The organism is Paenibacillus sp. CFBP13512, assembly GCF_005233705.1.
In the GTDB taxonomy this organism is placed as follows: Bacteria; Bacillota; Bacilli; order Paenibacillales; family Paenibacillaceae; genus Saccharibacillus; species Saccharibacillus nuruki.
The window spans coordinates 311,888-325,281 of sequence record NZ_QGAD01000002.1 but is presented as its reverse complement, the minus strand read 5'-3'; the positions used below and the strand labels follow the sequence as shown (position 1 = coordinate 325,281).

The 13,394-nt window shown below is 38.5% G+C and carries 10 protein-coding genes; 8 read left to right on the top strand and 2 right to left on the bottom strand.

The annotated features are described in order from the left end of the window. Positions 1-139: 139 nt before the first annotated feature. The 8 genes from PaeCFBP13512_RS03735 to PaeCFBP13512_RS03700 all read left to right on the top strand — a co-directional run bounded on the left by PaeCFBP13512_RS03735 (position 140) and on the right by PaeCFBP13512_RS03700 (position 11,906). A complete protein-coding gene (locus PaeCFBP13512_RS03735) occupies positions 140-529 on the top strand; it encodes a GntR family transcriptional regulator (RefSeq protein ID WP_069326734.1) in 390 nt (129 codons plus the stop codon). After that, complete coding sequence (locus tag PaeCFBP13512_RS03730) at positions 522-1,427, top strand: ABC transporter ATP-binding protein (protein ID WP_137221229.1); 906 nt, start codon at positions 522-524, stop codon at positions 1,425-1,427. Before PaeCFBP13512_RS03735 ends, PaeCFBP13512_RS03730 begins: the two co-directional genes overlap by 8 nt. Further along, a complete protein-coding gene (locus PaeCFBP13512_RS03725; protein ID WP_161594199.1) occupies positions 1,402-3,435 on the top strand; it encodes a hypothetical protein in 2,034 nt (677 codons plus the stop codon). The genes PaeCFBP13512_RS03730 and PaeCFBP13512_RS03725 overlap by 26 nt, the downstream gene beginning before the upstream one ends. 190 nt (positions 3,436-3,625) lie before the next feature. Beyond that, on the top strand, positions 3,626-4,348 hold the full coding sequence (locus PaeCFBP13512_RS03720) for a polyphosphate polymerase domain-containing protein (protein WP_137221225.1): 723 nt from the start codon (positions 3,626-3,628) through the stop codon (positions 4,346-4,348). 3 nt (positions 4,349-4,351) lie between these two features. Further along, complete coding sequence (locus PaeCFBP13512_RS03715) at positions 4,352-5,083, top strand: DUF4956 domain-containing protein (RefSeq protein WP_137221223.1); 732 nt, start codon at positions 4,352-4,354, stop codon at positions 5,081-5,083. A 126-nt stretch (positions 5,084-5,209) separates the two neighbouring features. Further along, positions 5,210-6,979: a CotH kinase family protein gene (locus PaeCFBP13512_RS23415; protein ID WP_241669279.1), complete on the top strand. Its 1,770-nt coding sequence runs from the start codon at positions 5,210-5,212 to the stop codon at positions 6,977-6,979. Positions 6,980-7,202: 223 nt separating this feature from the next. After that, entirely contained in the window at positions 7,203-9,902 is a 2,700-nt protein-coding gene (locus tag PaeCFBP13512_RS03705; protein ID WP_275094480.1) for a rhamnogalacturonan lyase family protein, read from the top strand. 252 nt (positions 9,903-10,154) lie between these two features. After that, positions 10,155-11,906, top strand: a complete 1,752-nt coding sequence (locus tag PaeCFBP13512_RS03700) for a methyl-accepting chemotaxis protein (protein WP_137221221.1) — start codon at positions 10,155-10,157, stop codon at positions 11,904-11,906. A 206-nt stretch (positions 11,907-12,112) separates the two neighbouring features. Here PaeCFBP13512_RS03700 and PaeCFBP13512_RS03695 read toward each other — a convergent pair whose 3' ends face one another. Both PaeCFBP13512_RS03695 and PaeCFBP13512_RS03690 read right to left on the bottom strand, forming a co-directional pair. Continuing rightward, positions 12,113-12,277 carry a DUF1540 domain-containing protein gene (locus tag PaeCFBP13512_RS03695; protein WP_083243389.1) on the bottom strand — a complete coding sequence of 55 codons (165 nt, stop codon included), beginning with the start codon at positions 12,275-12,277 and terminating at the stop codon, positions 12,113-12,115. 279 nt (positions 12,278-12,556) lie between these two features. Continuing rightward, the gene (locus tag PaeCFBP13512_RS03690; RefSeq protein WP_069326727.1) at positions 12,557-13,393 is read right to left on the bottom strand and encodes a 1,4-dihydroxy-6-naphthoate synthase; all 837 of its coding nucleotides are present in this window, start codon (positions 13,391-13,393) and stop codon (positions 12,557-12,559) included. Position 13,394: the final 1 nt, after the last annotated feature.

Here is a 13,394-nt window from a genome sequence, read left to right as displayed (position 1 = left end):
AGCTGTTATTCCTTTGATAGACTTGGGGAGTAACAGCTTCTTTTATGTTTTTACCAATATCCACCATAAAAAACAATTGACAATCTGTATTAACTGTACTAATAATAGTAATACAGTTAATACAGAAAGGAGGCTCTTTATGTTCGAATTAGATGTACGTAGTCGCAAGCCAATCTATGAGCAGTTGATGGACAAAATTAAAGAAATGATTATGTATGGCATATTGAAGCCGGAAGAACAGTTGCCTTCGGTGCGTTCACTTTCTACTCAATTAACCGTCAATCCGAATACGATTCAGAAAGCATATCGAGAATTAGAACGAGAAGGCTATATTTATTCTCAGCCGGGTAAAGGAAGCTTTGTCTCGCCTGAACAACAGCAACCGACTCAAGCACAACAGGTAGATATGCGTGAACGCTTGCTCAAATTGTTTGCTGAAGCGATCTATCTAGGATTTACAAAAGAAGATTTGCAGAAGTTGTATGAACAAGCGATACAAGAACAAGAAAGGGGGCATCATCATGATTGAAGTCAAAGGACTTACCAAATACTTTGATGGTGAGAAAGCAGTCGACAATCTATCATTACACGTACATAAAGGTTCTATTTTCGGATTACTAGGCTCTAACGGAGCAGGCAAAACAACATTGCTCAAAACGATAGCAGGCATTTACCGTGCGGATCAGGGAGAGATTACTTTAGAAGGGCAAGGAGTCTATGAGCAACCAGCAGTGAAAAATCGGATGATCTTTTTAGCCGATCAACCGTACTTTTTTCCACAAACGTCTATCAAGCAAATGGCTTCCTTTTATCGTGCGATCTATCCGCATTGGAGTGAAGAACGATTTCAACAGTTAGCTCCAGCATTCGCAAGTATTGATATGAAACGTAAGTTACATCGCCTCTCCAAAGGGATGCAACGACAGGCTTCGATGTGGTTAGCATTGAGCTGCAAACCGGATGTATTGATTTTGGATGAGCCGATTGATGGATTAGATCCAGTGATGAGACGACAAGTGAAAAATCTTCTTTTTCAAGAAACTGCTGAACGTGAAATGACGGTCATTATTTCTTCGCATAATTTACGTGAAATCGAAGATTTATGTGATTATGTAGGTATTATGCACAAAGGCAAATTGTTAGTTGAAAAAGAACTGGACGATCTCAAAGCCGATACACATAAAATACAAGTCGCTTTCCGTGATGAGCGCCATGAACATGCTATTTCTAGTCTACTGGACGTAGTGTATAAGGAAGAACGAGGCAGTGTAGGTATTTATATTATCAAAGGTGAGATTGAGCGAATCAAAGAAGTATTTAGCGTCTATACACCCTATGTATTTGATATTTTACCCATGACGCTCGAAGAAATCTTTATTTATGAAATGGGGGACGCCGGTTATGATGTTCAACCGATTCTTCTTTAACCGAGGGTTATGGAAACAAGCATTCAGGCAGAGTGCCTGGCTTGGTGTATTTTATTTAATCGGCTTATTAATAGCTGTACCGTTTATATTAATTGCGCAAGATAAGAGAGATGAAGGAAATTTTCGTACATTAGATGATGTATGGAAAATGAATGATTTATTTGATTTTGGAGAGACTATTCAACCCTTCTGTATGATGATTTTTCCAGCATTTATAGCAGTATTTTTAACACGCTATATGCAGACTAAAAAAGCATCTGATTTATTTCATAGTCTTCCATTTCGCCGTGAACAATTGTTAACTGCCCATGTATTAGTCGGAATTATTTTAAATCTAATTCCTGTAGGCATTACGATGATCGTCTTAGCAATGTTGAAAAATAATTTAATGTATATGGTCTACACAGGAGCACAAATATGGCAATGGGGAATTACTGTATTTGTTATTAGTCTTTTTATATTTGCTTTCACCTTCTTTGTAGGTATATGTATTGGACAATCGATTTTGCAGGTGATCATTACTGGTATTTTACTCTTTTTACCTGTAGTCATTATTATGTTCTTTGAACAGCATTTTATGGCTTATCTATACGGGTATATGCAAGAGAGTTCTTTGGTATCGAATTACGATTATTCTTCTCCACTTGTTCGGATTGGAGCAATATCAGGAGAAGCTTTGTCTCAGCGTGAGGTTTGGATATATGCTCTTCTAGCGTTTGTATTTATTATTTTAAGTTATATTTTTTATAAATTACGTCCTTCTGAAGCAGCAAGCCAGGCTATCGTTTTCCGTTACTTTAATCCGATCTTCCGTATAGGTGTTATGCTCTGTGCAGCGATGACATTAGGAACGTATTGGAGACTAGTAACGTCCTTTGGTAATACCATATTAACGATAAGTATTTATATTATAGGTGTTATTATTGGCTTCATTATATCTGAGATGTTGATTCGTAAAACATGGTATATTTTTGAAAAAAAAATGATAGTACGAATGTTAGGTTATAGTATTATCGTGGGTTTAATTATTTATCTTCCGATCACGAATCTGATGGGTTATGAAAAAAGAGTTCCTGAGTTGTCTGAGGTTCAAAGTGTCTATATAGGCGATAATGCACAGGGGCAGATTTTTGCTCATGATTATAGAAGTGGTAAATATGAGCTGAAAGAAGATAAATTCTCTACTAATCATGACTATATTCAATCGATCCTTGCATTACAGGCTAAAGTCGTGGAAGATCAGCCTGAATTTGATTATAGAAATACAGATATAGTAAACCAACCTATTCAAATCGCTTATCGATTAAATAATGGCACAATAATGTATAGATCATATACGGTACCTTATCAGATGTATGCATCTGATCTACAACAAATTACCAATACAGAAGAGTATAAAACAGTCTATTATAAGTTAGATGACCTTGAAAAATACCAAGGTAAGATTCGTATTACAAATAATGATGTAAATAAGAGATCAAAAGTAATCACAGATCCAGCTAAAATAAAAGAATTAAAAAAATTGATTTTACAAGAACATTTAGCTATTCAGAATCCATTAAATCGGTCTATTGTAGGGAATAGTGTTTTATTTAGTATCTATTTCTCACTTGATTCATCAGGATTAAATACAGAAGAACGTAATTACCACTGGGATCCTTCTTATGAACCTATCGCGACATGGCTCAAAGCGAATGGTTATTGGGATACGGTAATCACACAGTCCAAAGATATCGAATCAATAGTATTAGCTAAAGAAAGTATGGATAGAAATATTCGTTATCAAACATTAACTGATAGATTCAGCCAGCAAATTCATAATTCCCAATTAGCAACTATTAAGAAAGTAGAAGTAATTCAAGAGTTATTAGATCATAGTCAACAAGAGACCAGTTTTCAAAATACAAATTATATCCTAAAGTTAAAATTCAAAGATAAGTCTATTGCTTATCGTGTATTATCTAGCTCAGAGATTACTCCAGAAATATATAAAGTGTTACCTGAATAATAGAGTTATCCAAAGCATCGATGTGATCAGATTCAACAGAAATGTTGTCTCCGATCATGTTGATGCTTTTTTTATCTGTTCATATAAAGTTCAAACTGCATAGATATAATCAAAAATGTAAACGGGATGTTAACGGAGTGTGAAACATGAACCCGATAGATAGCAGATTAAGTAGAAAGGGGATAAAACGATGTATTATCCAAATCTGGATTTGAAATACCGGCATGAGCTGAAGCATTATGTGAATTATCATCAATATTTTACGATTCGGCAACGGCTACGTCCATTGATGACACAGGATGCCAACGCCAATGAAGCAGGAGAGTATCTGATTCGCAGTCTGTATTTCGATGATATCAATAATACCGCTCTACATGAGAAATTAGGCGGTGTACGAGATCGAGTGAAATACCGGATTCGTATTTACAATGGCGAAGACAGCATCATTCATTTTGAAAAGAAAATAAAAATGAATGATGTTATTGCCAAAGTCAAAGAACCGATTACTCGTGAAATGTATGCTGAAATCTTAAAAGGCAATTATGAAGTGTTGAACTTACCTCATCAACCTTTATTGTATGAGATTTATCATGCGGCTAACAATGTTTTACTACGTCCGAAGGTGATTGTAGATTATGTTCGTGAAGCCTACACATCTAAGCTAGGTAATGTACGGATTACATTTGATAAATATATGAAAACAGGTCTGAACAACCACGATATATTTGATCCGCATCTAGCGATGGTCGATGCGATTGATCATAAATTTTTTGTGCTTGAAGTGAAATATGATGAGTATTTGCCAGATTATATTAAGACTGCGCTACAACTCGAAGGGCTCGTTCGTCAATCCAATTCAAAATACGTCATCTGCCGTAAACTCGGTAAAGAAAATTCCTGGGAGGATCAATAACACATGGCAACCACAACAGCAGTCGCAGCGGCGGCAAATGCAACCACGACAGACGCAACAACGAACTTTTCAGATATCGTCAAAAATTCAGTACTAGAAAGCTTCACATCGGATATTAGTATTACACATATTTTGCTGAGTATGGGAATCGCTTTTCTCGTTGGATTGTTTATCTATTTCCTGTACAAACGTGTATTCAGTGGTGTCTTGTATTCCAAAAGCTTCAATATTTCACTGATCGGCATGACTCTGGTAACTTCTATGGTCATTATTGCGATTAACTCGAACTTGATCTTGTCTCTAGGGATGGTGGGTGCACTCAGTATTGTTCGTTTTAGAACACCGATCAAAGACCCGACTGATTTGATTTTCTTATTCTGGGCAGCAGCAGCAGGGATTGTAACTGGTGCAGGTTTTTATACATTAGCGATTACAGGTTCTGTAATTGTAGGTCTGGTCATGTTTTTATTTATCAAAGGATCTTCTTTTGAAACGCCATATCTATTGGTGGTTAATGCTCAAGGGGATGATGCTGAGAAACAGGTGAACAGCAAGCTTAATGCGTTGGTCAAACGTCATACAGTCAGACAAAAAACAATCACAGCAGACAATATCGAATTAACACTTGAAGTACGTCTCAAAAACAATGAACCTACATTTGTAAATGAAATCTCTAAAATCGCAGGTGTGAAAAATGCAGTTCTCATCAGCTATAACGGTGATTACGTTTCATAATAGAAACTAATATATATGGCTGAAGTTTATCGAAATTAAAGCGCATAGAGAGCCTTTGCACAAGTCAATATACCGATATATGCAAAGGTTTTTTATTTCAAAATTGGTGGTGATGAAGTGAAGTGGATGTTAAAAGCAATCTTCGCAGGTATACTATGTCTTGTTGCTATACCGTGGGTATCAACGCAAGAAGTTCATGCAGGAACAGTGACAGAGCAAAGTGCACAGGATGCAAATGTATTTGTAGAAGATAAAGTAGTGGATGTCAAAATAACGATTTCTGATTCAGATTTTCAAGATATGTTAGACCATGCGTCTGATGAAAAATATCATTCAGCCAGTGTAGACTATAATGGCAAAACCATTACAAATATCGGGATTCGTACCAAAGGTAATCTGTCTTTGCGTAGTGTAGTACAGATGGATGACTCGGATCGGTATAGCTTCAAGTTAAGCTTTGACGAATACATTTCTGGACAGAATCTATATGGCTTGGACAAAATTAATCTCAATAATAACTACAGCGATGCTTCGTATATGCGTGAATTTTTGACCTATGAAATGTCTGAAATGCTAGGGTTGCCTACACCTAAGCATTCATTTGTCCGTATCTATGTTAATGGTGAATACAAAGGTTTGTATCTTGCTGTAGAGCAAGTGGATGATTCATTTATAGAGAGTCATTATGAAGATACAACAGGTACATTGTATAAAGGGCTGATGACCGGTAGTGGTAGTGATCTACAATGGATTGATAATGATGCAGACTCGTATACAGGTCTTGAAGTGAAGTCAGAAACTCAGGACAAAGATGCATTAATCAATATGCTGGATAAGCTCAATCATGATAGCACCACACCATACACCGATTATCTTGATGTTGATAGTATTCTAGAATATCTAACGTTAAATGTGGTCACTAACAATACAGACAGCTACATTGGTGGGAATAAGCAGAATTATTATCTGTATGAACATGATGGTATATTTTCAATGATTCCATGGGATTACAACATGGCATTTGGCGGAATGGGTGGTATGGGAAGGGGCATGGGTGGCTTCGGCGGGCGTGGCGGTGAGAATACAGATACCAACACAACAGAGACAACAACCAACCAGACCCCGTCCAATACAGCCCATGCGAAAGATCCACAAACAGCAACAGATCAAACCAATGGTAATACCAACAATGCAACTGGTAATACTAATAACGCAACTGGAAATAATACAACTCCAAAAAAAGCAAAAGCAAATGCAACTGCAAATGTAACAGACACTGCTAGTTCTACTTCTTTGATGATCGATGAGCCTACATCTGGAGCTTTAGCAGAGCGTCCGTTAGTTGCCAAATTATTAGCAGTTGATGAATATAAGGAAAAATATCATGCCATGATCCAAAAGGTGCTTACTCAATTTTTAGCCAATGATCTTTTCACAGCTAAAGTCAATGCACTCAATGATATGATCGCAGTGGATGTTCAAAGTGATCCTACTGCTTTCTACACGTATGAAGAATATCAAGCAGGTGTAACCTCATTGATCGCTTGGAATCAGACCAATGTTACCAATATACAAGGCCAACTCGATGGAACAATTGCTTCGTCAGGCGATGGTTCTGGAAATGGTGGAATGGGCGGTGGCATGGGTGGAGGTGGCGGAGATCGTGGTCAACGTCCTGAAGGTGCTCCAACAGATCAAGGTAGAGGTAATGGTGGAATGATGGCTCCTCCAGATGGAGCTGGGGGTATGGGTGGAGGCCCGGGAGGTGGAGGTTTCGGAGAACCGATGACGCCGACAATCGATACAGCGACTCAAGCTAAATACACAGCGATTAGTGTAGGCATGTTGGTGCTAGCGATAGGTATTGTATTAGGATTCCGTCGCAAGCGAGTCTAAGCAGAAGAGTACCATATAGACATAAAATATATTCATTCAAAGGATAGAGTTATTAGACTCTGTCCTTTTTGTATTACCTTACATAAACATATCGAAATCAACTCTAGAGGAGGTCGGAATATTACACAAACACCACTGTATATTGAATATTCACACCTAAATATTCCATGTACGATAATAATGTAAGCGCTTTATAAATTTGAAGGAGAAAGAAGGGGTACGTTTGAATCGTTCGCTTGAGTATCGTCGATGGGTATCGCTTGTGCTTATTATGGTTATGGTGTGTACGTTATTACCTTTGAACAGATCAATAGCAGCAGAGGATCAAGCAGAGCAGAATCATACTTCTTTTCCAAGTACGACAGAGCAAGTAGAACAAGTACAAAGTGTCATCAATAACACGTATGAACAGGAGTCTGTGGTGGTCTCGAAACCCACGGTATATCTGGCAGGAGATTCAACTGTACAGACCTATGCAACATCCAAACAACCACAAGCAGGATGGGGGCAAATGATAGACCGTTACTTGGATGAAAAGGTGAAGATCAGCAATCAAGCGATTGGTGGACGCAGTTCACGTTCTTTTATCGAACAAGGCCGATTGGATACGATCTTAAATCAGATTCAACCCGGTGATTATCTGATGATTCAATTTGGTCATAATGATGCCGATACGAAACCCGAACGATACACACCTGTACCGGATTATAAAGTATACCTCAAGCAGTATATCGATGGGGCTCGTGCACATGGAGCCACTCCTATTCTAGTGACTCCGGTCGGTAGACGTGATTTCAATACCACTACAGGACAATTCAATATCAGTTTCCCCAATTATGTGACAGCGATGAAAGAAGTCGCCACTCAGACTAACACCAAGCTTATCGATCTCAGTACTCGTAGTGTAGCTTATTACAATTCGATTGGTGCAGAAGAATCTAAAAAAGTATTTTTGCATGTACCAGCAGGTGTATATCCCAATTTTCCTGATGGAGTTGTAGACAATACTCATTTTCAGGAATATGGAGCGATCCAGATCGCAAGACTGGTAGCCCAAGGGATAGCAGATGTACAGATTCCTTTGTCTGAACACGTGCAAAATCTAACAGTCACTGAAAATACAGCTGTTGCTTCCGGTCAACGTGCAATGGAAAAATTAAATCGTGGACTGGTAGCCGTCAAAAGCAAAAATGGTATTTATGTAGGTTGGAGAATGCTTGGATTGGATGCCAATAATATCGCATTTAATCTATATCGCGACGGTGTACTGGTGAACAGTCAGCCGATAACAGGAGCTACCAATGTATTAGATGCTAAAGGAACAGTGACTTCTGTTTATACCTTATTTACTGTGCAGAATGGTAAAGAAACATCGGTATCGACACCTGTATCCGTATGGCAACAGCAATACAAATCGGTTCCTTTGCAAAAGCCTGCTGATGGTGTAACCAAAGACGGAGTAGCTTACACCTATAGTGCAAATGATGCGAGTGTAGGTGATCTGGATGGGGATGGAGAGTATGAAATTGTGCTGTTATGGTCGCCTTCCAATGCCAAAGATAATTCTCAATCTGGATATACAGGGATTGTGTATCTGGATGCATACAAACTAAATGGCACTCGCTTATGGCGCATTAATATGGGACCTAATATCCGTGCAGGTGCTCATTATTCTCCATTTGTCGTCTATGATCTAGATGGAGATGGGAAGTCTGAAGTGGCTTTGCGTACAGCAGATGGTACGATTGATGGTCAAGGTAAAGTGATCGGAGATGCCAAAGCAGACTATCGCAATAGTGCTGGATATGTGCTGACAGGGCCTGAATTTTTGACGGTATTTAAAGGAACAACAGGAGCTGCCTTAGACACTGTTAATTATGATCCACCCCGCGGAACAGTTGCTTCATGGGGCGATAATTACGGGAATCGAGTTGATCGCTTTTTAGCAGGAGTCGCTTATTTAGACGGACAACGTCCTAGCTTTGTTATGACCAGAGGATATTATACACGTACTGTACTTGTCGCTTATGATTTCCGTGATGGCAAAATCACTAAGCGTTGGACGTACGATACCAATGTAGGTAATCAGACGACCTACACTGCGCAAGGTAATCATGCTCTCAACGTAGCAGATGTCGATGGAGACGGCAAAGATGAGATTAATTTCGGTTCTATTTCTATTGATGATAATGGCACCCCACGTTATACCACAGGACTGGGACATGGAGATGCTCAACATCTAGGCGATCTGAATCCGAACCGAGCAGGACTAGAAGTATTCGGCGTACATGAACACAAAGATTCTCCGTATGGTATGGAAGTGCATGATGCGAATACAGGGCAAGTCTTGTGGGGCGTATACACAGGGCTAGATACAGGACGTGGAATGTCTGCGGATATCGATCCACGTTTCCCCGGAGAAGAAGTATGGGCAGCGACGATTACAAATGCTCAACATGTTCCAATTACGGGATTATACAGTATTACAGGTGAAGTCATTAGCAAAAACATCCCTTCGTCTACGAACTTTGGAATCTGGTGGGATGGTGATCTATTGCGCGAGTTGTTAGATGATAATCGTATTGATAAATGGGATTATATGAACAATACGACGACTAACTTGTTAACGGCTACAGGAAGTAGTTCGAATAATGGAACCAAAGCTACACCTAATCTACAAGCAGATCTATATGGAGACTGGCGGGAAGAAGTAGTATTACGTTCAAGCGATAATAATGAATTGCGTATTTATACCACAACAGATATGACCGATTACCGCTTACGTACACTGATGCATGATCCTGTCTATCGTCTATCTGTCGCTTGGCAAAATGCTGGCTACAATCAGCCACCACATCCAGGATTTCATCTGGGTGCAGATATGAAGCAACCTCCAGTACCTGATATTTATTATGTACAATAAATAAGATTGATATCATTTGTAGAAAGTCTAATCATAGATTCATAATACCCATTTCCAAAGGCTGTTGACGTTTATGCGTCAGCAGTCTTTTTTTGTACCATATCAGATTGTAGAAATGATACACAAAGTCGATTTTTATACTATTACAAAGAGTGTTCAAATCCGATATAAATATTATGTAAATAATAGGTAATAGTAGCCTTTCTATATTCCCTTTATTCGAATAATACAATGTAGCAGGGAGACCATTTTATGAAAACCATCTTTAATATTAACAACTGGAATCTACGTCTGAAAATGTTTTTGCCTATGGCACTCGTAATGATCGCTTTGATCGGAATCGCTATCTTCTCATTGAGCCATACCAAGTCTATTGCTCAAACATTAACGACTAAAATTTATGATCAATCGTATATGACAAATTATTGGTTATTAAATGCAGATCGTGATTATTATCAAGCGTTAGTCGCTCAAATGACATTGACCAGTTCGAATGATCCTGCCATTTTAGAAGCAGCCAAAGCTGATTACACTGAAAATGCACAACAAGCCTATGATCGTGTGCACAAAGCCGAAGCTATTTTCACTGCACATCAAGCCGAATTTGCTCAATATCAACACGCTGATTCGAATAAAACAGTCTTTGAATTGATTGCTGATTTTGATACTAATTTCGCTGCATGGCAACAAGGATTTGATATCAATACCAATACAGTAGCCAATCTTGCAGATAGCACAGCTCGATTTGATGCCGCACGCGATGATATCAATCAGGCCGAAGAGATTCTAGACGATTATAATCAAGCCGTCTTACTAGAAAGTCAACAGTTACAAGATCAATTAGCCCAAACGTTGATTATCGCAACGATTGTCATTTTACTGGTTTCTTTACTGATCTGTATACTATTCGCTCGTAATGTGAGTCGCCGTACTAAAGTCACATTAGAAATTATTAACAAAACCGCAGCGCTTGATCTGAAATATAGCAAAGGTTATGAAAAATATTTAACAGAAAAAGATGAATTTGCGCTGATTATAGCAGCGATGGGTGGAGCACGTAAGCAGTTTAGAGAAGTGTTTGAACAAGTTATCGCCCAAAGTTCTAATTTGCAAAATCATATTCAGACGGTTCATCATCATATGTCTCATTTAGAAGATAGTGTTCAAGATATTTCTGCAACAACCGAACAATTGTCTGCAAGTACAGAAGAGACGGCTTCTTCTACAGAGCAAATGAATGTAACTTCTCGTGAACTAGAACATGCAGTACAATCTGTGGCTACAAAAGCGCAAGATAGTGCTACATCAGCCGATGAACTGACTCGTCGTGCACAAGAATTAAGTCAAGAATTCCGAATTTCCTATCATAAGAGCCTGAAAATCTATACTCATGTCAAAGAACGTCTACAGAAAGCATTAGTTGAATCGCAATCTGTATCCAAAATCAATGGTCTAGTATCTACCATTATTACGATTGCAGCCCAGACCAATTTATTGTCTTTAAATGCAAGTATTGAAGCAGCAAGAGCAGGAGAAGCAGGTAAAGGATTTGCTGTCGTAGCTAGCGAAATCAGTAAGCTTGCAGCAGATTCCAAACAAGCGGCAGATCAGATTGATCAAATTACGCGCACAGTGATCGAATCGGTGAGTAACCTATCCACGAATTCAAATGATCTTTTACAACTATTTGTTAATGAAATCAAGCAAGATTACGATATGATGTTATCTTCAGCAGATCAATATGCAGAGAGTGCGAAAGGAATCGATGATATTGCTACAGATCTAAGCAGCACATCTGAAGAATTGTTATCTTCGATTGAGAATCAAGTGAAATCAATTCATGAAATTGCAGTAGCTTCGAATGAAAGTGCAGAAGGAACTTCGACGATTGCAGAGAAAACGGAGACGATCGTAGAGCAGACGCATGAAGTAATCGAAAGTATGAATCTATCCAAACAAGGGATTGATGAATTACTAACATCTGTAGCCAGATTCAAAATATAATAAATAAATGATGGATTAGTACCTATACCATAACATTATACTGATTGTATTGAGAATGAGAAATGCGATCAGTGTAATGACAGGTAAAATGAGCTTTTATATAATTTTTTTTGAAATCTACTTGATAATAATAATCATTGTTGGTAGAATATAAAAAGAAAGAAGGAACTCGGCAAAGTCCCTTCTCAGTTGTAAAACATTTTAAATTAGTTTACAGCATCTTTTTTATCAAACGTTTGACAATCTGTTTCTTGAGATTCAGTCGCTTTTTGATGAGCGTGGTTGATAATGAAAATAGATTCAGCAGTACATTTGTTTTCTTGAGCCCAATGTGTGCAAGAATTTACTTCGCAAAGTACGTTTTGTACCATGGTGATTCACCTCCTATTGTATATAATTAGGAATTAGAAATAAGCAGCTCCTTCTGTGAAAAGGGGCTATTTGTGTTATCACTACAAATCTTATAGTGATAATGCCAGTGTACCAGATAAGCAATCGAATTGGCAAACATTTTGCTCACAAATATCTGCAATATCTATAAAAAAATCAAAAAGACTGATATATCCATACCAAAAAGCACAAATTCACTATGAAATCTTAGTGAGTTTGTGCTTTTTTAATATCCCTATGTTGAAGACTAATGTTGTACTTTATTTACGTAACAATGAAAGATCGAATTCAGGTACAAGCCCTTCTTTGGCAGCACGTCCTAATAAAGCTTCGATCGCTCCATAACCATCTTCACCTAGATTACGGGTAAATTCATTTACATATAGATTAATATGAGAATCAGCAACACTCGGGTCCATTTCTTGAGCATGCTCCAGTACATATTGACGTGAAGCTTCAGGATGTTCCCACGCATATTCGACAGAAGAACGTACCCAATCGGCAATCTGATTAGCATCTAATGAACGCTTAGCAATAATAGCCCCCAAAGGAATCGGCAATCCCGTATCTTCTTCCCACCAGCTACCCATATCTTCCATAAGAGTAAGCCCGTAATTAGGATACGTAAAGCGTGCTTCATGAATAACCAGACCAGCATCAATCTTGCCGTCTCTTACCGCAGGCATAATCTCATCAAATGGCATCACCACAATTTCGCCTACACCACCGGGAACATTTTGAGCTGCCCATAGACGGAAAAGCATATAAGCCGTAGACCGTTCACTTGGAACAGCTACTCTTTTACCAGATAGACTAGCAGGATCGGTATCGGTAGGATCAGCTGTAAGCACCAATGGACCACAACCACGACCAAGCGCGCCACCACAAGGGATTAATGCATACTCTTCCAACAACCACGGTAAAGCGGCATAAGATACTTTTAAGACTTCCGGGCCTTCGCCTGTAGCTGCCCAGTTATTTGTAATATCAATATCAGCATAAGTCACTTCAAGCTCAGGAGCATTTGGCACAAGACCGTGTACCCAAGCATGAAAAACAAATGTGTCATTAGGACATGGGGAAAAAGCAATTTTCATT

Excerpts from the sequence above, each read along its gene's own strand:
- PaeCFBP13512_RS03715 (WP_137221223.1), top strand. The coding sequence starts at position 4,352 with ATGGCAACCACAACAGCAGTCGCAGCGGCGGCAAATGCAACCACGACA.
- PaeCFBP13512_RS03735 (WP_069326734.1), top strand. The coding sequence starts at position 140 with ATGTTCGAATTAGATGTACGTAGTCGCAAGCCAATCTATGAGCAGTTG.
- PaeCFBP13512_RS03720 (WP_137221225.1), top strand. The coding sequence starts at position 3,626 with ATGTATTATCCAAATCTGGATTTGAAATACCGGCATGAGCTGAAGCAT.
- PaeCFBP13512_RS03690 (WP_069326727.1), bottom strand. The coding sequence starts at position 13,393 with ATGAAAATTGCTTTTTCCCCATGTCCTAATGACACATTTGTTTTTCAT.
- PaeCFBP13512_RS03725 (WP_161594199.1), top strand. The coding sequence starts at position 1,402 with ATGATGTTCAACCGATTCTTCTTTAACCGAGGGTTATGGAAACAAGCA.
- PaeCFBP13512_RS03695 (WP_083243389.1), bottom strand. The coding sequence starts at position 12,277 with ATGGTACAAAACGTACTTTGCGAAGTAAATTCTTGCACACATTGGGCT.
- PaeCFBP13512_RS03730 (WP_137221229.1), top strand. The coding sequence starts at position 522 with ATGATTGAAGTCAAAGGACTTACCAAATACTTTGATGGTGAGAAAGCA.
- PaeCFBP13512_RS23415 (WP_241669279.1), top strand. The coding sequence starts at position 5,210 with ATGTTAAAAGCAATCTTCGCAGGTATACTATGTCTTGTTGCTATACCG.
- PaeCFBP13512_RS03700 (WP_137221221.1), top strand. The coding sequence starts at position 10,155 with ATGAAAACCATCTTTAATATTAACAACTGGAATCTACGTCTGAAAATG.